Source organism: Occallatibacter gabretensis (genome assembly GCF_001449115.1).
Taxonomy (GTDB): domain Bacteria; phylum Acidobacteriota; class Terriglobia; order Terriglobales; family Acidobacteriaceae; genus Telmatobacter; species Telmatobacter gabretensis.
Genome location: NZ_LAIJ01000002.1, coordinates 91,273 through 109,855 on the forward strand (window position 1 = coordinate 91,273; position 18,583 = coordinate 109,855).

16 protein-coding genes are annotated in these 18,583 nt (G+C 59.8%); 5 read left to right on the top strand and 11 right to left on the bottom strand.

The window, feature by feature from the left end; all coding sequences use genetic code 11:
- Window positions 1-31 precede the first annotated feature (31 nt).
- The 5 genes from VO84_RS02195 to VO84_RS02215 all read right to left on the bottom strand — a co-directional run bounded on the left by VO84_RS02195 (window position 32) and on the right by VO84_RS02215 (window position 4,978).
- A complete protein-coding gene (locus VO84_RS02195; RefSeq protein WP_058185655.1) occupies window positions 32-1,609 on the bottom strand; it encodes an aldehyde dehydrogenase (NADP(+)) in 1,578 nt (525 codons plus the stop codon).
- Window positions 1,610-1,669: 60 nt separating this feature from the next.
- On the bottom strand, window positions 1,670-2,635 hold the full coding sequence (locus VO84_RS22710) for a hypothetical protein (protein WP_058185656.1): 966 nt from the start codon (window positions 2,633-2,635) through the stop codon (window positions 1,670-1,672).
- A 77-nt stretch (window positions 2,636-2,712) separates the two neighbouring features.
- Entirely contained in the window at window positions 2,713-3,057 is a 345-nt protein-coding gene (locus tag VO84_RS02205; protein WP_058185657.1) for a nuclear transport factor 2 family protein, read from the bottom strand.
- A 14-nt stretch (window positions 3,058-3,071) separates the two neighbouring features.
- Window positions 3,072-3,716, bottom strand: a complete 645-nt coding sequence (locus tag VO84_RS02210) for a bifunctional 4-hydroxy-2-oxoglutarate aldolase/2-dehydro-3-deoxy-phosphogluconate aldolase (RefSeq protein ID WP_058185658.1) — start codon at window positions 3,714-3,716, stop codon at window positions 3,072-3,074.
- A 167-nt stretch (window positions 3,717-3,883) separates the two neighbouring features.
- Window positions 3,884-4,978: a sugar kinase gene (locus tag VO84_RS02215; protein WP_058185659.1), complete on the bottom strand. Its 1,095-nt coding sequence runs from the start codon at window positions 4,976-4,978 to the stop codon at window positions 3,884-3,886.
- A gap of 166 nt (window positions 4,979-5,144) precedes the next feature.
- Between VO84_RS02215 and VO84_RS02220 the strand changes: the two genes are divergently transcribed.
- The 5 genes from VO84_RS02220 to hutH all read left to right on the top strand — a co-directional run bounded on the left by VO84_RS02220 (window position 5,145) and on the right by hutH (window position 10,928).
- Window positions 5,145-5,921: an SDR family NAD(P)-dependent oxidoreductase gene (locus VO84_RS02220; protein ID WP_058185660.1), complete on the top strand. Its 777-nt coding sequence runs from the start codon at window positions 5,145-5,147 to the stop codon at window positions 5,919-5,921.
- A gap of 62 nt (window positions 5,922-5,983) precedes the next feature.
- Complete coding sequence (manD, locus tag VO84_RS02225; protein ID WP_058185661.1) at window positions 5,984-7,192, top strand: D-mannonate dehydratase ManD; 1,209 nt, start codon at window positions 5,984-5,986, stop codon at window positions 7,190-7,192.
- A 7-nt stretch (window positions 7,193-7,199) separates the two neighbouring features.
- Window positions 7,200-8,342, top strand: coding sequence for a Gfo/Idh/MocA family protein (locus tag VO84_RS02230; protein ID WP_058185662.1), 1,143 nt, complete (start codon window positions 7,200-7,202; stop codon window positions 8,340-8,342).
- A gap of 9 nt (window positions 8,343-8,351) precedes the next feature.
- Complete coding sequence (locus VO84_RS02235) at window positions 8,352-9,398, top strand: sugar phosphate isomerase/epimerase family protein (RefSeq protein ID WP_058185663.1); 1,047 nt, start codon at window positions 8,352-8,354, stop codon at window positions 9,396-9,398.
- A gap of 6 nt (window positions 9,399-9,404) precedes the next feature.
- The gene (hutH, locus tag VO84_RS02240) at window positions 9,405-10,928 is read left to right on the top strand and encodes a histidine ammonia-lyase (RefSeq protein ID WP_058185664.1); all 1,524 of its coding nucleotides are present in this window, start codon (window positions 9,405-9,407) and stop codon (window positions 10,926-10,928) included.
- On the opposite strand, the gene rbsK is transcribed toward hutH, so the two are convergent.
- The 6 genes from rbsK to VO84_RS02270 all read right to left on the bottom strand — a co-directional run bounded on the left by rbsK (window position 10,929) and on the right by VO84_RS02270 (window position 18,481).
- Window positions 10,929-11,843: a ribokinase gene (rbsK, locus tag VO84_RS02245; protein ID WP_058185665.1), complete on the bottom strand. Its 915-nt coding sequence runs from the start codon at window positions 11,841-11,843 to the stop codon at window positions 10,929-10,931.
- An 11-nt stretch (window positions 11,844-11,854) separates the two neighbouring features.
- The gene (locus VO84_RS02250) at window positions 11,855-12,871 is read right to left on the bottom strand and encodes a GRP family sugar transporter (protein ID WP_058185666.1); all 1,017 of its coding nucleotides are present in this window, start codon (window positions 12,869-12,871) and stop codon (window positions 11,855-11,857) included.
- Window positions 12,872-12,874: 3 nt separating this feature from the next.
- On the bottom strand, window positions 12,875-13,843 hold the full coding sequence (locus VO84_RS02255; RefSeq protein ID WP_058185667.1) for an electron transfer flavoprotein subunit alpha/FixB family protein: 969 nt from the start codon (window positions 13,841-13,843) through the stop codon (window positions 12,875-12,877).
- Window positions 13,840-14,610, bottom strand: coding sequence for an electron transfer flavoprotein subunit beta/FixA family protein (locus VO84_RS02260; protein WP_058185668.1), 771 nt, complete (start codon window positions 14,608-14,610; stop codon window positions 13,840-13,842). The genes VO84_RS02255 and VO84_RS02260 overlap by 4 nt, the downstream gene beginning before the upstream one ends.
- A gap of 13 nt (window positions 14,611-14,623) precedes the next feature.
- A complete protein-coding gene (locus VO84_RS02265) occupies window positions 14,624-16,522 on the bottom strand; it encodes a (Fe-S)-binding protein (RefSeq protein ID WP_058185669.1) in 1,899 nt (632 codons plus the stop codon).
- Window positions 16,523-17,137: 615 nt separating this feature from the next.
- Window positions 17,138-18,481, bottom strand: coding sequence for a nucleotide sugar dehydrogenase (locus tag VO84_RS02270; RefSeq protein ID WP_058185670.1), 1,344 nt, complete (start codon window positions 18,479-18,481; stop codon window positions 17,138-17,140).
- Window positions 18,482-18,583 lie beyond the last annotated feature (102 nt).

Consider the following 18,583-nt stretch of genomic DNA (forward strand, 5'->3'; position numbering starts at 1 on the left):
GGTCTAGTCCGACTAGGTCTAGTCTATCACGCTAAACGCCTTCCGGTTTGCCGTCGATGAACCGGGTAATGTTGAGGGGGTTGGCGGCCTGCAATTCCGGGGGCAGGAGCGCATCCGGGAAATTCTGGTAGCAGACGGGTTTGGCGAAGCGGTAAATGGCTTGTGAGCCGACCGACGTGAAGCGCGGGTCGGATGTAGACGGGTACGGTCCTCCGTGGACCATGGCGTGCGCGACTTCGACGCCGGTGGGGAAGCCGTTGACGATGAGGCGTCCGGCTTTCTGCTCCAGTATCTGGACGAGTTCGCGGTGGGCGAGGAGATCGGCTTCGTCGCCGAGGATGGTGGCGGTGAGATGGCCGTCGAGTGATTGGGCGGCGCTGATGTAGTCGGAGGTTGAATCGCAGGAGACGAGAAGCGTGTCGGGGCCGAAGATCTCTTCGGTGAGTTCGGGCTGTGCTAGAAGCTGTTCGAAACAGACGGTGAAGAGCTTGGGTTCAGCTTGATGAGCGGCTTCTGCGACCGGGCCGGAGGCGGCGACGGGGATTTGGCCGGAGCGGGCGACTGTGGCGCGGGCGTACTCGCGGGCGATACCGGCGGTGAGCAGGGTGAAGGGCTGGGATTGGGCGACGAGGGATTTGAGTTCCTCGAAGAATGCGGGGCCGTCCGGGCTTTCCGGAACGAGGACGATGCCGGGCTTGGTGCACATCTGGCCTGCGCCGAGTGTGACAGAGCCGAAGAGATTTTTTGCGAGCTCGGCGGGGCCTTTGCGAAGGGCCGACGGCAGCACGAAGACGGGATTTCCGCTGGACATCTCAGTAAAGCAGGGGATGGGCTGCGGGCGGGCGGCGGTGAGATCCATGAGCGCGCGGCCTCCGCGAAGGGAGCCGGTGAAGGCTACGGCTTTGATCTCCGGATGCTGGACGAGGGCGGTAGCGATGTCGATTCCGGAATCGAAGACCATGGTGAAGACGCCGGCGGGAAGCGACTCGGCGGCGACGGCCTGGGCGATGATCTCGGCGACGAGCTCGCTGGTGCCGGGGTGGGCGGCGTGCGCCTTGACGACGACGGGGCAGCCTGCTGCGAGGGCCGATGCGGTATCGCCGCCGGCCACGGAGAAGGCGAGCGGGAAGTTGGAGGCGCCGAAGACGGCGACGGGGCCTAGCGGGCGCAGCATGGAGCGGAGGTCAACGCGCGGGAGAGGTTTGCGGTCGGGGAGCGCGGGATCGATGCGTGCCTGGACCCAGGAGCCTTCTTCGAGCAGCGTCGCGAAGACGCGGAGCTGGTTTGAGGTGCGCGCGGTTTCGCCGGACAGACGCGGCGTGGCGGGGAGCGCGGATTCAAGATGCGCGCGCTCGATGAGGACCGTGGCGTGGGCGTCGATGGAGTCGGCGATGCGGCGCAAAAATGCAGCTCGGGCTTTGCCGGGAAGCTGGCTGTAGACGGGGAAGGCTTCGGCGGCGGCCTGGACGGCGGCGTTCAGCTCGGCGAGTGAGGCTGAGTGGTATGAGGGCGGGATGGGAGCGCCGGTTTGCGGGTTGATTGCGTGAAACGTGAGGGTGTCGCGTGAGCCGCGTTGCGTGCCGAGAAAGGATAGGCCTTTGAGTTCCATGACAAGGCTATTCTGCCACAGGAATGCGGCGACGAGATTTCCAAGACCGCACTGATGCCGCTACTGCTGATCCTGATATGCCTTGAGCTGTTTGGCTTGAGTGGCTTGCGAGGGTACGCCAAGCTGATTGCGCAGCGCATCGGAGACGAGCGTGCGGTCATAAGGCTCCTGCGTCCATTTCTGCTTGGGATCGCTGGAATATTGTGTGCCAAAGACTTGCTGCTGCTTGACGGTTTCAAGGTAGCGGTCGAGCGTGGCCGCGGCAATCCAGATGGCAGTGCTGTCCCCCTTGGAGATGGCAACCATCGCGAGCGTGTGCGCCAGAAGATAATCCTGCGCAGAGTCTCCGTGTTGAAAGACAAATGCGGCTTCCTCGTAATCCTTGCCAGTGTGAAGGGCGCCATCTGCCAGAAGTTTGCGCGTTTTTTCGCGACGCTCGGCGTCTGACTTGCCAACAACTTTCCAATTAATGTTCTGCGTCATGCGGTCGTGCTGATCCTGATCGTAGATGGCTTTCATCTCAGCGTTGGATGTATCGGAATCCGTGAGCGTGTAGGCGCGGTTTGGCTCCCAGTCAGTGGAGACCTTTGTTTCTGGGGCAACGCGAGTGAGTTTGACCGGCTCAGGAATGTAGGGCTCGCCGGGAGGAATGTCGTCTTCGACGAACTGAGCCTGATTGCCCTGGATTGTGATTGCGTAGCTGTCTTCGTCTTTCGGATTGCCGGAGTTTTGCGTGGTGATGTGGAGAATTGCGTCTGCAAAATGACACTTAGTGATTAGGTCGCGGCGACTGGTGTTGGTGATATTGGCATAGAGCGAGTTGGTGGCCGACATGCTGGAAGGACGATCCAGAGTTCCGGTGACACAATCTGCGGATGGCGAAAGAGTGAAGATGAATAGATTGCGGTCGCCTAGTTTCAGTGCCCAGCTTCCGGCGAAGTCTTTCAGATCGGATGCGTATGCGGATATGTGAATGGAGGAAGCTAGAAGGCAAAGAAGAAAGGTTCGGAACGGGACAGATCGCATTCGAGATCCTCTGGTTAAGATGCATTGCGAATTATTCGACGTGCCAGGAAAGCAAAGGCTGTTTTAGCGTCCAGCTCTTAGCTGTAATTGGCCACTACTCGGACGACAGCTCCATCTGTATCGAATTCCATGAACTCTCCCGTTTTGGTGCCGCGCTGGTTTTCGTAATAAAGCACGACGCTGGAGAGGCCTTGCATTACATCGACCAAGGTGAATTTCAGATTTGGGAAGAACTCCAGGCCCTTTTGAAAATAGCTACGTAGCGCGTCTTTTCCGCGCACGGTACCGGACGGGTCGCCGGTCAGCTTGGCAGCCGCGGGTGAAATAAGCACGACGTCGGTAGCATAGTGGGAGAGAATCCGATCAAGATCATGCGAGTTCCATGCATCGATCCAGTCCCTGGCGAATTCCTTGGCGTCCATGAGCTATTTTCGCATCAGGCTTTGCGATGGTTGGCGAGGACCTGCAAATAGGCTTCCGCTGCGCCGGTAATGATTTCGGGCTTGCCTTCGTCGATGGCGGAGAGATTGACTAGGTCGCTGCCGACGCCGAGGGCTTTGGCTCCGGCTTCAAGAAAGCTGGTTGCGGTGTGGAGCGTGACGCCGCCGGTGGGAATCAGCTTTAGGAATGGGAATGGGGCGAGCAGGGCTTTGAGATAGGGTGCGCCGCCCATGGCGGAGCAGGGGAAGATTTTTACGTAGTCCGCGCCGGCGCGATAGGCGGTGATCACTTCTGTTGGTGTGAGCGCGCCGGGGATGGAGAGCTTGCCGAGGGCTTTGGTGGCGGTGATGACTTCGAGGTGCAGGCTGGGAGAGACGACGAATTCCGCGCCGGCTTCGATGGTTTCTTCGGCTTCTTTTGCGGTGGTGACGGTGCCGGAGCCAAGTAAAACGGCGTCGCCGTATTCCTTCTTGAGAACTTTGAGCAGATCGACTGCGTCGGGGACGGTCATGGTGACTTCGACGACGCGGATGCCGCCCTTAATCATTGCCTGGACGACGGCGTGGGCCTGCTTTTCGCTTTTGGCGCGGAGGACGGGGATGAGGCCGGCGGATTCGATGAGTTGGGCTGTGGTGGACATATGTTCCTTTTTGGCGAGTTAGCCGCGCTGCGCGCGATAGCGAGTTAGCAAGTTAGTAAAAAGCAAAAGCAGGTCCTTCGACTCACCACCCCCGAACTGAAAAACATTCGGGGCCCCGTTCGCTCAGGATGACGCATCATAATTTTTTATTCTGAGCGAAGGGAATACTATCTGGCGATGCGGGCGCTGCCGCCTTTCATGGCGCGCTCGACTTCAGCGAGTGTGGCCATGGAGGTGTCGCCGGGTGTGGTCATAGCGAGCGCGCCATGGGCTACGCCGCACTGGAGAGCCCACTCGGCTGATTTGCCGGCGAGGAAGCCGTAGAGCAGGCCGGAAGCGAAGCTGTCGCCGCCGCCGACGCGGTCGTAGATTTCGATTTCGCGCTGCGGGACGTGAATGATTTTGTCTTCGTAGAGAGCAATCGCACCCCAGGAGTTGACTGAGGCTGTTGTCGCGGTGCGAAGGGTGCTGACGACGAGCTTGAGATTGGGATAGAGCGCGGCGACTTCGCGGAGCATCTCTTCGTAGGCGTGGATGGGGAGTTCGGCGAAGTCTTCAGAGACGCCTTTGAGGTGGACGCCGAGCATGGCGGAGAAGTCTTCCTCGTTGCCGAGCAGGATGTCGACTTTCTTGACGAGGGCGCGGTTGACTTCCTGCGCCTTGGCTTTGCCGCCGATGGCTTTCCAGAGGGAGTCGCGGAAGTTGAGATCAAAGGAGACGATGGTGCCTGCAGCCTGCGCTGCGGTCATGGCTTCCAGCGCGACTTCTGCCGTGGAAGGTGAGAGCGCGGCGAAGATGCCGCCTGTGTGCAGGCACTTCGTGCCGTTCTTGTCTCCGAAGATTGTGAGCCAATCAAAATCGCCGGATTTGACCTGGCTGATGGCGGTGTGACCACGGTCGGATGTTCCGGCGGCGGCGCGGATGCCGAAGCCACGCTCAGTGAAGTTGAGGCCGTTGCGCGTGGCGCGGCCTACGCCGTCATAGGGAACCCATTTGAGGAGCGACGCATCGACTCCGCCTTGAAAGATGAAGTCTTCCACGAGGCGGCCAACGGAGTTGTCGGCGAGCGCGGTGGCGATGGCGGTGTGGAGGCCGAAGCAGCGGCGCAGGCCGCGGGCGACGTTGTACTCTCCGCCACCCTCCCAGGCGGTGAACTGGCGCGCGGTGTGCACTCGGACGGGACCGGGATCGAGGCGGAGCATGACTTCGCCGAGTGAGAGGAGATCCCAGCGGCGCTGGGACGGAATTAGGACGGGTTGCATACTAAATAACCTTATCGAAAGTACCAGAATACTGTCACGCATTGCGGCGGAGATGCACGAGGCCTGAAGTAAATCGACTTAGTGGAATTTGAGGAGCGAGTGCGGAACTGTGTGACTGGGTTGCGGGGCATCCTGTAAAGTGTGCATTTGGGAACAGAGGAACCAGATGGCAAAGAGCCTCTTTGATTTAAGTGGCCGTGTGGCCGTGGTGATGGGCGGAACGACGGGCCTGGGCCATGCGATTGCAATTGGGCTGGCCGAGGCCGGCGCGGATGTGGTGGCGAGTTCGCGGCGCGCGGAGCAGGTGGAGATGGTGGCGGGTGAGATGGAAGCGCTGGGACGCAGGACGTTGCGCGCTACGAGCGATGTGACGGATCGCGGAACATTGGAGGCGTTGCGCAATGCGGTGATGGCGGAGTTTGGGAAAGTTGACATATTGGTGAATGCGGCTGGTGTGACGCACAAGGCTCCGACGCTGGAAGAGACTGAAGCGGAGTGGGCGCGGGTGATGGATACCAACCTGACGGGGACGCTGCGTGCCTGCCAGGTGTTTGCGCCGGGAATGGTGAAGGCGGGATATGGGCGGATTATCAATATTGCTTCGCTGAGCACCTTTGCGGGATTCAAGGAAGTGGCGGCGTATTGCGCGAGCAAGGCGGGGATCGGCTCGCTGACGCAGGTGCTGGCGATTGAGCTGGCGACTCACGGCGTGAATGTGAATGCGATTGCGCCGGGGGTTTTTCCGACGCCGTTGAACCGGGCGATTGTGGAAGGGACGGCGCGCGGGGCGGAGCTGAAGATGCGGACGCCGATGGGACGGTTTGGCGAAGCGAAGGAAGTGGCGGGTACGGCCGTGTATCTTGCTTCCGAGGCGGCGAGTTTTGTGACAGGCGAGATTATTGCGGTGGATGGCGGATTTTTGGCGAGTGCGGTAAACCAGTAGTACTGGTTTACGACGGGACTGTGGGACTCAGGGACTAAGGAACTAAAGCTCGGAGAGATGTTGTGAAGATTACGAATGCGTATGTGAATATCACCTCGCCGGGGCGGAATTTTGTGACGCTGAAGGTCGAGACCGATGAGGGGATTTACGGGCTGGGAGATGGCACGCTGAATGGGCGCGAGATGGCTGTTGCCAGCTACCTGACGGAGCATGTGATTCCATGCCTGATTGGGCGCGATCCGTTTCAGACCGAAGACATCTGGCAGTATCTGTATCGCGGGGTGTATTGGCGGCGCGGGCCGGTGACGATGAGTGCGATTGCCGCGGTGGACGTGGCGTTGTGGGACATCAAGGGCAAGGCGTTGAATACTCCTGTGTACAATCTGCTGGGCGGCAAGAGCCGCGACGGCGTGCTGGTGTATTGCCACGCCTTTGGAAAGGATACGGAAGCGGCGCTGGACGATGTGGCGGCGCATCAGGAGCTGGGGTACAAGGCAATCCGTGTGCAGAGCGGCGTGGCTGGGCTGAAGAGTACCTATGGAGTATCGAAGGGCGGCGGACGATATGAGCCGGCGGAGCGCGGGCTGCCGAGTGAATATGAATGGGCTACTGAGCCGTATCTTCGTTCCACTCCGAAGCTATTTGAAAAAGTGAGAGAAAGATTTGGTGAGGATCTGCACCTGCTGCATGATTGCCACCACCGGTTGACGCCGATTGAGGCGGCGCGGCTGGGCAAGGAGCTGGAGCCGTATCATCTCTTCTGGATGGAAGATCCTACGCCGGCAGAGTTACAGGAAGGCTTTAAGTTGATCCGCGAGCATACGGTGACACCGATTGCGGTGGGCGAGGTGCTGAATTCGATCTGGGACTCGCATGACCTGATTCGCAACCAGTGGATTGATTACATTCGCACGACGATTGTGCATGGCGGCGGACTCACAGCGATGAAGAAGCTTGCGGATTTTGCGGAGCTGTATCACGTGCGTACAGGATGCCATGGGGCGACGGATCTCTCGCCGGTGACGATGGCGGCGGCGCTGCATTTTGGTTTGGCTATTCATAACTTCGGGATACAGGAACACATGCCGCATACGGAGGAGACGGATGCGGTGTTTCCGCATGCGTACACGTATGCGGATGGATATATGCATCCGGGAGAGAAGCCGGGGCTGGGCGTGGACCTGGATGAGACGCTCGCCGGCAAGTATCCGTATCATCGGGCTTATCTGCCGGTGAATCGAAAGCTGGATGGAACATTAACCGATTGGTAGAGGGATAATGACTGCGCGGAAATTACGGATGGGAATGGTGGGCGGCGGGCCGGGTGCGTTTATCGGACCGGTGCACCGGATGGCTGCTGAGCTTGATGGTCGGATTGAGTTGGTAGCGGGCGCGTTTTCTTCTTCAGCGGAGAAGGCGAAGGCTGCGGCTGCGATGTACCGGATCGATCCTGCGCGGGCATATGTGAGCTGGGAGGAGATGCTTGCTGCTGAGAAGCAGCGAGAGGATGGCATCGACTTTGTGGTGATTACCACACCGAACCATCTGCATCTGCCAATTGCGAAGGCGGCGCTGGACGCGGGTTTTCCTGTTGTGAGTGATAAGCCGGCAACTGCGACCTACGACGAGGTTCTGGAGTTGGAGCGAGTGGTTGCTGCTGCCGGGCTGCCATATGCGCTGACGCATACGTATGCGGGCTATTCGCTGGTGCGCGAGGCGCGGGCGATCTGCGCGAGTGGCGCGCTGGGAAAGATTCGCAAGATTGCGGTGGATTATCTGCAGGGCTGGTTGAGTGCGCCGATTGAGGGAACGGGACAGAAGCAGGCGGAGTGGCGTGTGGACCCGAAACTGAGCGGGCCCGGTGGTGCGATTGGCGATATTGGGACGCATGCATTTCATCTTGTGGAGTATGTGACGGGGCTGGATGTAACTGGAATTTATGCGTCTCTGCGCAGCGTGATTCCGACGCGTAAGGTGGATGATGATTGCACGGCACTTCTGAAGCTGGATAACGGAGCGGAAGGTGTGCTGCTGGTTTCACAGATTGCAACGGGCGAGGGAAACAATCCGCGGCTGCGAGTGTATGGCGAGAAGGCTTCGCTGCACTGGGAGCAGGAGGACCCGAATCATCTGCGCATCCGGCCGGCGAGTGGGCCGGAAGAGATTCGCCATGCTGCCGGTGCGTATCTCAGCGCCGACGCGCGAGCCGTGACCCGGTTGCCGGGTGGACATCCCGAAGGCTATCTCGAAGCCTTTGCGGTGTTGTATCGCGAGTTTGCGGATTGGCTTGAGGCATGGAAGGCTGACAAGTCGGCAAAGCCTCCGGCGACACTGCCGGGGATTCGTGCCGGGGTGCGTGGAATGCGGTTTATTGAGCGGGCGATTACGAGTAATGCGAGCGGAAATTGGATTGAGTTCTGAGGGATTGCGATGAAGACGATTAAAGGACCGGGGATTTTTCTGGCGCAGTTTGCGGGCGATGAAGCGCCGTTCAATACGCTTGCCAATCTTACCGAATGGGCAGCAAACTTGGGCTTTGTAGGCGTGCAGATTCCCACGTGGGACAAGCGGCTTTTCGACCTGCAGCGCGCGGCGGAGAGCCAGGAATATTGTGATGAAATTTTAGGCACAGTTCGCGCGGCGGGACTGGAAGTGACGGAGCTTTCAACGCATCTGCAGGGGCAGTTAGTTGCGAGCCATCCGGCATACGACACCATGATGGAGGGTTTTGCGCCGGCGGGACTCGACGCGAAGGCGCGGCAGACGTGGGCGGTGCAGCAGTTGCATTGGGCTGCGAAGGCAAGTTGGCGGATGGGATTGACGGCGCATGCGACCTTCTCCGGCGCGCTGGCGTGGCCGTTTTTTTACCCGTGGCCGCAACGGCCCGCGGGGCTGATGGAAGAGGCCTTTGCGGAGCTAGGGCGGCGATGGCTGCCGATCCTGAATGCGTTTGATGAGGCGGGCGTGGATGCGTGCTTCGAACTGCATCCGGGCGAAGATCTGCACGATGGCGCAACATTCGAGCGCTTTCTGGATGTGGTGGAGGGACACAAGCGGGCGAACATTCTCTACGATCCGAGCCACATGGTGCTGCAGCAGATGGATTATCTCGCGTTTCTGGACCTGTATCACGAGCGCGTGCGGGCTTTCCATGTGAAAGATGCTGAGTTTAATCCGACGGGGAAGGCTGGCGTGTATGGCGGCTACCTGCCGTGGATCGAGAGGCCGGGAAGGTTCCGGTCGCTTGGTGATGGGCAGGTGGATTTCGGCGGGATTTTCTCGAAGCTGGCGCAGTATGACTATCCCGGCTGGGCAGTGCTGGAGTGGGAGTGCTGCATCAAGCATCCGGAGCAGGGGGCTGCGGAGGGTGCTCCGTTTATTGAGAGCCACATCATTCGCGTGACGGAAAAGGCGTTTGACGATTTTGCGGGCGCGGGTTCGGATAAGGAAAAGAATCTGCGGATTCTGGGGATTTAGGAATTTATGGATACGTTGCAATTGGATGGACAGCCGCTGAGCCTGACGGAGATTGAAGCGGTTGCGCTGGACGGATGCCGCGTGGAGATTGCCGCGGCGGCGCGGGAGCGCATGGCGGCGGGGCGCGCGCTGATTGAGCAAATTCTGGCGACTGGGCAGACGGTGTATGGCGTGAACACCGGCTTTGGCAAGCTGGCCGACGTGCGCATTCCCGCGGACAAGCTCGCGCAGTTGCAGACGAACCTGGTGCGGAGCCATGCGGGCGGGCTAGGGAATCCGCTGGCCGAAGGCGAGGCACGCGCGATGCTGCTGTTACGCGCGAATGTGCTGGCGAAGGGATTCAGCGGAAACAGGTTGGAGGTTGTCGATCTGCTGGCGGCGATGCTGAATGCGGGCGTGACGCCGGTAATTCCTGAACGCGGTTCGGTGGGCGCGAGCGGCGATCTGGCTCCGCTGGCGCACTTGGCGCTGGTGGTGATTGGCGAGGGTGAGGCGTTCTACAAAGACGAACGGGTTGTGGGTGGTGAAGCTCTGACGCGCGCAGGGTTGAAGCCGGTTCAGTTGGCCGCAAAAGAAGGTCTGGCGCTACTGAATGGCACGCAGGCCATGACGGCTGTTGGTGCGTTGGCTGTGGCGCGGGCGCAAAGGCTGGTGCGGTTGGCGGACGTTGCCGGCGCGATGAGTCTGGAGGCGTTGATGGGCACGCCTGCGGCCTTCGATGAGCGGATTCACACGGCACGTCCGCATAAGGGGCAGATTGCTGCAGCAGCGCATCTGATGGGATTGCTTGCGGGGTCTGAGATTCGGGAATCGCACCGCATGGGCGATACGCGCGTGCAGGATGCGTATTGCCTGCGCTGCATGCCGCAGGTGCATGGCGCGGTGCGCGGCGTGCTGGATCATGTGACGGGTGTGCTGGAGACGGAAGCTGGTTCCGCTACGGATAATCCTCTTGTTTTTCCGGGTGCTGAACAACTTGAGGACGGAGTGATCTCAGGCGGGAACTTTCATGGCGCCCCACTGGCGTATGCATTTGACTATGCGGCCTTGGCGCTGACAGATCTGGCGAGCATTACCGAGCGGCGCATTGACCGGCTGCTGAATCCGGATATCAATGAAGGGCTGCCGGCATTTCTCTCGGGCGATCCGGGGCTTTCGTCGGGGTTCATGATGGCGCAGATTGTGGCGGCGGCATTGATTAACGAGTGTCAGGTGCTGGCCACGCCGTCTTCAACGGGGAGCATTCCCACAGATGGCGGCAAGGAAGACCATGTCTCGATGGGCATGACAGGCGCGCTGAAGCTAAGGCAGATTGTGGAGAATGCGGAGCGAGTGGTGGGCATTGAGCTGATGTGCGCGGCGCAGGCGCTGGAGTTCCGCAGGCCGTTGAAGTCGAGCGCGGCGGTGGAAGGTGCGTACGGCGCGGTACGCGCGGTGGTGACTCGGCTGGGCGAAGATCGCGTGTTGTCCGGCGATATGGAAGCGATGGCGCGTTCGGTGCGGGGTGGCGCTTTCCGCGAGTGGTGCTGATTAGCTCTGTGCAGCGAGGAATGCGTCGACTTCGGCGCGCGCAGGCATGGAGGCTTGAGCGCCTCTGCGCGTAACGGAAATGGCTGCGGCAGCGGAGGCGAAGCGTGCGGCGTCTGTGGGTGAAGTTCCTTCGAGAAGCGAGACGGCAAAGGCTCCGTTGAAGCAGTCACCTGCGGCAACGGTATCGATGGCTTCGACGTGGAACGCCGGAATCCATGAAGATTCTCCAGCAGATGTGGCGATATAAACGCCTTCCGCACCACGCTTGAGAGCGACGCCGTGTACGCCGCGTGCCAGCAGTTGTTTGGCTGCGGTTTCGGGCGGAAACCCATTGCCAGAGTAGAGTCCGAGCTCGGTTTCGTTGGGTGTGAACCAGGCGAGCTGCGGCCAGATGGTTTCCGGCAAGGACGCGGCGGGCGCGGGATCGAGGATGACGGGCACTTGTGCCGCAGCGCAGAGCTCGCAGGCGGCGAGTACAGTGTCGAGCGGAATTTCGAGCTGCAGGAGAACGATGCCGGCGGCTTGAATGAGCTTGGTATGTTGGCGGATGAGTTCGGAAGTGACTGCGCCGTTGGCTCCGGGCACGACGACGATGCTGTTCTGGCCGTTGTCCGCAACCTGAATCTGCGCTACGCCGGAAGGGCCGGGAACGCGAGCGACCGCTCTGGTATCGACGGCGGCGCTTGCAAGATTGCTGAGCAGGGCTTCGCCGAAGACGTCATTGCCGACAGCTCCGATCATCTGAACATGTGCGCCAAGGCGCGCAGCCGCGACAGCCTGATTGGCGCCTTTGCCACCGGGCGTGGTGGCGAAGTCCGTGCCGGTGAGGGTTTGGCCTGCGAGCGGAATACGTGGCGTGCGGGCCACGAGATCCATGTTGATGCTGCCAATGACGACGATGGGCTTCGTGAACATCTGTGAGCCTTTTAGTGAAGTGGCGCGAGCGCAATCGAACTGAGGCCGAGCAGGAAGAAGACAAACATGAAGAAGAGCAGAAGCTTTGCGGAGGGGGGCGAGCCTGCGAATTCGCGCCAGATGAAGACGCCCCAGAAGGCCGAAACCATGGTGGCTCCCTGGCCGATGGAGTAGGAGACGGCGGGGCCGACGAAGTGGGTTTGTGAAGCGACGAAGTTGGCAATTGCGCCGGTAGCCCAGATGGCTCCGCCGACCCAGCCTGCTACGTGCCAGCCGAAGGGAGCAGACCAATAGCCGCTGAGGGAGACGGGCGGCTTGCCGTCGAGCGGGCGGGCCATGAGCGCGAGATTGGCAGGAATGGTGCTGATGAGCACTCCGATGGCGAAGAAGAATGCTATTGCATAAGGGCCTGGCCAGAATGGGGTGATTCCGCCGGGCATGACGACCACGATACCCATGGCATGGGCGACGAGCGGATAAAAGCTGCCCATGAGCAGGCCGGCGATAAGCGAGAGAACAATGCCGCGCTTAGTAGCGGCCTTGGCGCTCTGCTCGCGTTTGCGATAAGCAGCCGCGTCAAGAACAATGGCAACGGTCACCAGCGCGACTCCGCCGAAGAGTAGCGTCGGATTCGCCGCCGGGTGGACGATGTAGCTGGAGATTGTGCCGACAATGAGGGCTAGACCGATGCCGACGGGAAAGGCGACAGCGAGACCGGCAACATCGATTGCTGCGACAAGCAGCAGGTTAGCGATGTTGAAGATGATGCCACCGCAAATTGCGTAAGCGATCGTATCTCCTGATGCATTCTTCACTGCGTCAAGGAATGGAAGGCCCAAGTGTGGCACGCTGCCCGCGGTCAGTCCCCAGATCACGGCTCCAGCAGTGAGGCCGATCACGTAATCCCAGTAGAAGAGCTGGAAGCGGAAGCCGGGTGCGAGCTTGAGCGTGTTAGCCCATGATCCCCAGCAGATCATGCTGAGGAACATGAGCAGAAGCGCGGCCTGGTAGGTCTGTGGGATGAACATGGTTTATTTCGCAGACTTGATGGCTTCGGTAAGTGCGGGGACTACTTCGAAAAGGTCGCCGACGATGCCGTAATCCGCAACTTCGAAGATGGGCGCGTCGGGGTCTTTGTTGATAGCAACAATACATTGCGAGGCCTTCATGCCGACCAGGTGTTGGATTGCGCCGGAGATGCCTACTGCCAGATAAAGCTTGGGCGCAACAGTCTGGCCGCTGCTGCCGACCTGGCGCTCCATGGGGAGCCAGCCGTTGTCGCAGATGGGACGCGAAGCGGCTAGCTCCGCGCCGAGTGCTGCGGCTAGATCCTGCACGAGCGGGAGGTTGTCGGCTTCCTTGATGCCTCGGCCTACGCTGACGATGAGCGGAGCAGAGGAGAGATCGACGGTTTGCGCTGAGGCGCGGAAAGGCGCGCCGGGCTTGGTGCGAATCTGCGATGGCTCAATGGTGGGTGCGAAGGTTGTGACGGATGCGGAGCCAACGGCAAGGGCATCGGCGCGGAAGGCTCCCGCTTGCACGGAGACGAAGCAGGGGCCGTCGCTCGCGTGCTTGTAGCTGCCGTTGAGGCGACCCTGCAAGAGTTGTCGCGTGAAGACTGGACCGGCAGCGATTCCGGTGACATCTCCGATGAGAACCTGATTCATGCGCGCTGCGAGTGCGGGCGCATAATCGCGGACCTGATACGTGTGCGGGAAGATGACATACGTTGCGGGATTGGCGGTAAGGAACTGATGCAGGGCAGACGTCCAGCCATCGGGCGTGTAGGCATTCAGCAGCGCGTGTTCGATACGTATAACTGCGGCGACTTGTTTTGCGGCAGCTTCTGCGGCGAGAGCTTCTGTGGATGAGCCAATGACGACTGCGTGGAGCGGAAGGCTGGTTTGCTCGGCGAGCGCGGTTCCTGCTGCGAGTGCTTCCCAACTGATGCGGCTGATGTGGCCGCCGTTTTCTTCAAGAATGACAAAAATGGCGCTCATATAATGCGGGCCTCGAATTTCAATTTTTCGACAAGAGCTGCGGCGGCTTCCTTTGCGCTGCCGGACAGAATCTGTGTGGAGCGCTGCTTGGAAGGAAGCGCGATCTGCCCGAGTGTGACGGTTGGCGCGGATGACTGTCCGAGATCGGCGGCGCTGACGGCGCGGAATTCCTTGGTCTTGGCCTTCTTGATCCCCATGAGCGTGGCGTAGCGAAGCTTGTTGCCGCCGGATTGGATGGTGAGCACAGCGGGTGTGGGCAACTCGATCTCCTGGAACCAGCCGGCTTCGAGCTCTCGTTTCACCTTGAGTCCCGTCCCGGTAGCTTCAACATGCAGAATGAGCGAGGCATGTGGCAGGTTGAGCAGCTCGGCGAGGATAACGCCGGTCTGGCCGAGGCCCAGGTCTTCCGATTGCAGGCCGGTGAGGATGAGGTCGGGCGACTCGGGCTTGATGGCTTCAGCGATGAGTTTCGCAACGCCGAGGGCATCGCGTGTGCCGAGATCATCCGCAGTGATGTGGATGGCGCGGTCTGCGCCTTTGGCGAGGGCTTCGCGGATGGTTGTGCCGACCCGCTCTGGCCCGGCGCTGAGGACGATGACTTCGCCGCCCTGGGCTTCCTTGAGGCGCAGCGCTTCTTCGAGAGCGTAGGCGTCGGGCTCGTTCATGGCGAACTGCAGGCCTGATTCTTCGATCCACTTGCCGGATGCGTCTATGCGGACGGGAGCGTCGCGATCGGGGACTTGTTTGATGGCTACAACGATTTTCATCTGGGGAGTTTCCTTATTGGCTATTGTGAGCTGGTAGATTGCGGGCGATGAGCTGAGCTATATCGAGCAACTGCGGTGGCGTATCTGTTGCCGCGAGCGCGTCGCGGAACATGGTGTTGCAGAAGGGGCAGGCTGTGCCGACAGTAGTGGCTCCGGTGGCTACGAGCTCCTGCGCACGCACATGGCTGACACGCTCGCCGGACTCTTCGCCTAAAAATGCGAGGCCGCCGCCTGCGCCGCAGCAGAAGCTGCGCTCCTTGTTGCGCGGGGCTTCGACGAGTGTGCCGGTGATCTGCACAAGCTGGCGCGGCTCGTCGTAGACGTTGCGATAGCGTCCAAGATAACAGGGGTCGTGATACACAATTTTTTCGTCGCTGGGTTTCTGCGGCAGCAGATGAGCGAAACGTGCCATGAACTCGCTGTGATGTTCGATTTCGGGCGGTGTGCCGTAGGCTTTCCAATCTTCTTGTATCGTGCGAACGCAGTGCGGGCAGATAGCTACGATCTTTTTGACATTGTTCTGAGCGAGGATTTCGAGATTGGCTTCCGCGAGCTGCTGAAAGACGAGATCGTTACCGAGACGGCGCACGGGATCGCCGGTGCATTTTTCTTTCTTCAGAACGCCGTAGCTTGTGCCCAGGTGGTTCATGACACGGGCGAAGGCAGATATGATCTCGCGGCCCTTGGGATCGTAGCCGCCCATGCATCCGAGCCAGAGGCAGTATTCCTGCGTGCCGTCAAAGACGGGGAAAGCTTCCTTCTGGATGAACTTGTCGCGTTCAAGCGCGCTGATGCCGAGCGCGTTTGAGCCGCGTTCGAGCTGGTTAAAGAGCTTGCCGCCGTAGTCGTCTTCCCATGCGCCTGTATTTACAGCACCGCGACGCAGGCCGATGATGATGGGCAGATGCTCAATGCCGACGGGACACTGGAACTCGCATGCGCCGCAGGTGGTGCATTGAAAGACGGCCTCCTGCGAGTTGTATTTGCCGAGTAGAGGTTCTTCGGTTGCAGGGCCGATGTCGTTGAGATACGAGCGCAGGCCGAGGATGATTTCTTTCGGATTGAGGACCTTGCCGGTGTTGTTGGCCGGGCAGTGCTCAGTGCAGCGGCCGCATTCTACGCAGGAGTAGGCCTGCAGGCTGACGATCTTGGTCAAGTCCTGGCCGGCGACGAGACCAAAATCATCGTCATTGGCCAGCGGGGGAATGTCGCTGAACTCTCCGCGAGAGAGAAAGACCGTGACGGGGCTGAGCACGAGATGAAGGTGCTTGGTGTGCGGGATGAGCGGAAGAAAGATAAGCAGTGACAGCGTGTGCAGCCACCAGAGCGCGCGTGCTGTGGGCGAGGCATCCGTGGTGAAGAACGCGCCGAGGTACGTGACCATGAGCGCGAAGATCAGGAAGGCGATGAAGCCGGATTCGTAGGAGAGCTTTTCGCCAAGCCAGCGCGGACGGACGAAGAAGCGGCGGATGAAGAGACCAACGATAGAAACTGCGCAGGTGAGCGCGAAGGCGGCGGCGAAGTAGAAGTAGAAGCGTCCGAACCAGCCTGAGAAGCCCTGACCGGTGGGGTCGAGGAAGCCGACGCCAAGACCGACGGCGGCATGGTTCAGGGTGACGAGCGCAAAGGCGAGGAAGCCCCAGAAGACGAAGGCGTGTGCGACGCCAGGAAGCGGGCGCTGTGCGATGACTTTGGACTGTAGAAGGACCTCTGAGAAGAATTCCCAGATCCGACGGCCAAGCGGCGCAAGATGAAAGCCGGGATCATTTTTCGACTTGAGGATTTTGCGAAGGATGGGGTCGAAGCGCTGGAAGAAAAGTCCGGCGCTCGCGATGACCAGCGCGGCGAAGAGGAGCTTTTCGAGGAGTGAGAAGTGCTGCGGTTCAGCCAGCGTGGCGTGGAAAGAGAACATAAGCGTCCGTGACCACGATACAAGGGACAAGGGACAAGGGACAAGGGACAAGGGATGCTAAGGCCGGGACTTCCCTCAGACAACACCGCAAATGGTTTTATATTCCATAGGCTGATTTAAGAACTGCGGCTACGCGCCTGACGATGCCGCCTTGTTCATTTTTCCACGAGCGCGGATTGTAGTAGTAATACCAGGGAATTCCGGGGTAATAGTGCTTCAACATGGGCGCGCACACGGCTGGACAAGGAATGCGCTAGGAGAAGACCTGCAGCACCTGTAAGCCGCGCTGCTGACGGAACCATTCGGCGGCGAGCATTTCCGAGTGGAGACCAACTTCGGCATCGGGCGTTTCGGCGCGGCCGAATTCCTTCACAATCTCTTGAATGGTGATATTGGGGTTTACTTTTACGTTTATCTGGCCATTCCGGTCACGAAAAAGCCACGCGGTGATGTTGATGCTGCCTAGAAGCAGCTCGCTGGTGAGGCCCTCCCTGCGGCGGTATGCAAGTGCTTCAGCGGGCAGGCGAAGGTCGCAGGGCAGGACATCATCCGGCCAGGAAGATGGAGTTTTGGCACAGCGAGCCTCCGCGGGCGGAATTATACCGCTGAGTTGTATCAGCAGCGCACGATCTTCGGCGAAACGATGCCTTTCGTTGCGTTACGGGTGTCGATCACCAGCTGCGATTGCTCGACGATAGCCTCGTAGTCGTAGGTGGTATGGTCGGTTACGATGAGGACCCCGTCGTACTGGCCGAGATTATCGAGCGGCGTATTGGTCATGTTGAGGTCATAGTGACGTCCGCGGCCAACTTTGGCGAAGTAGGGATCGTTGTAGTAGACGTGCGCGCCTTTTTCGCGGAGCAGCTCAATGATGGTGAGCGAAGGCGACTCACGCAGGTCGTCGATGTCGCGTTTGTAGGCGAGGCCGAGTACAAGGATCTTCGAGCCCTTAATGGCCTTCGAATGCTCATTGAGCGCATCCGCCGTCTGCTCGATCACAAAGTACGGCATCTTCGTATTGACTTCGCCTGCTAGCTCGATAAATCGCGTCCGGAAGTCGAACTCCTTGGCCTTCCACGAGAGATAAAAAGGATCGATGGGAATGCAGTGGCCGCCTAACCCAGGGCCCGGGTAGAAGGCCTGGAAGCCGAAGGGCTTGGTCTTCGCGGCGTCGATGACCTCGTGAATATCGATGCCCATGCGCATGCAAAGCTGCTTGAGCTCGTTGACAAGCGCGATGTTGACGCAGCGGTAGATGTTTTCAAGCAGTTTGGTCATCTCCGCTACGGCGGGGCTCGAGACAGGCACGACGCGGCGGAAGATAGAGCCGTAAAGCGCCGAGGCCAGCTCCACGGCGGCGGGACCGCAGCCGCCTACTACTTTAGGAATGTCGTGGCGGGCGACAGTATCATTGCCGGGATCTTCGCGTTCCGGTGAGAAAGCAACGTGCACTCCGGAGCCTTCAGCACAGGCGACCTTGATGCCATGCGGATTGCCTTTTTCAAGCAGAGGAACAACGATCTCTTCGGTGGTTCCTGGGTAGGTAGTGCTTTCCAGGACGATGAGCTGGCCTTCGTGAATCCACGGAGCGATGGACTCAATGGTGCCGGTGACGTAACTCAGGTCCGGCTCATGGTATTCGTTGAGCGGTGTGGGTACGCAGATGATCACGGCGTCCATCCCAGCGATGTGCGAGTAATCGGAGGTGGCGCAGAAGCCGGACTTTTGTGCTTCTTGAATGGCTTCGGGCAGGATGCGGACGATGTAAGAGCCGCCGGTGTTGAGGGTTTCCACCTTGTCTGCGGCAATGTCGAAGCCGGTAACGCGGAAGCGTTCCGCGGAGAAGAGAAGGGCCAGCGGAAGACCAACGTAACCCATTCCGACAATCCCCACGCGGGCTTCGCGGGAGGCAATGCGCTGCTTGACGTCGGCAAGCGAGCCGACCAGTGTTGTAGCCATACTCAATTGATTCTACGACCTGAGGAGTGTTGTCAAATTAGAGCCGCCTAATCAAAACGTATCAATTTAGAACATTTTCGAGTAATATCCACTCATTACCCC

Excerpts from the sequence above, each read along its gene's own strand:
- VO84_RS02195 (WP_058185655.1), bottom strand. The coding sequence starts at position 1,609 with ATGGAACTCAAAGGCCTATCCTTTCTCGGCACGCAACGCGGCTCACGC.
- VO84_RS22710 (WP_058185656.1), bottom strand. The coding sequence starts at position 2,635 with ATGCGATCTGTCCCGTTCCGAACCTTTCTTCTTTGCCTTCTAGCTTCC.
- VO84_RS02205 (WP_058185657.1), bottom strand. The coding sequence starts at position 3,057 with ATGGACGCCAAGGAATTCGCCAGGGACTGGATCGATGCATGGAACTCG.
- VO84_RS02210 (WP_058185658.1), bottom strand. The coding sequence starts at position 3,716 with ATGTCCACCACAGCCCAACTCATCGAATCCGCCGGCCTCATCCCCGTC.
- VO84_RS02215 (WP_058185659.1), bottom strand. The coding sequence starts at position 4,978 with ATGCAACCCGTCCTAATTCCGTCCCAGCGCCGCTGGGATCTCCTCTCA.
- VO84_RS02220 (WP_058185660.1), top strand. The coding sequence starts at position 5,145 with ATGGCAAAGAGCCTCTTTGATTTAAGTGGCCGTGTGGCCGTGGTGATG.
- VO84_RS02230 (WP_058185662.1), top strand. The coding sequence starts at position 7,200 with ATGACTGCGCGGAAATTACGGATGGGAATGGTGGGCGGCGGGCCGGGT.
- VO84_RS02235 (WP_058185663.1), top strand. The coding sequence starts at position 8,352 with ATGAAGACGATTAAAGGACCGGGGATTTTTCTGGCGCAGTTTGCGGGC.
- hutH (WP_058185664.1), top strand. The coding sequence starts at position 9,405 with ATGGATACGTTGCAATTGGATGGACAGCCGCTGAGCCTGACGGAGATT.
- rbsK (WP_058185665.1), bottom strand. The coding sequence starts at position 11,843 with ATGTTCACGAAGCCCATCGTCGTCATTGGCAGCATCAACATGGATCTC.
- VO84_RS02250 (WP_058185666.1), bottom strand. The coding sequence starts at position 12,871 with ATGTTCATCCCACAGACCTACCAGGCCGCGCTTCTGCTCATGTTCCTC.
- VO84_RS02255 (WP_058185667.1), bottom strand. The coding sequence starts at position 13,843 with ATGAGCGCCATTTTTGTCATTCTTGAAGAAAACGGCGGCCACATCAGC.
- VO84_RS02260 (WP_058185668.1), bottom strand. The coding sequence starts at position 14,610 with ATGAAAATCGTTGTAGCCATCAAACAAGTCCCCGATCGCGACGCTCCC.
- VO84_RS02265 (WP_058185669.1), bottom strand. The coding sequence starts at position 16,522 with ATGTTCTCTTTCCACGCCACGCTGGCTGAACCGCAGCACTTCTCACTC.
- VO84_RS02270 (WP_058185670.1), bottom strand. The coding sequence starts at position 18,481 with ATGGCTACAACACTGGTCGGCTCGCTTGCCGACGTCAAGCAGCGCATT.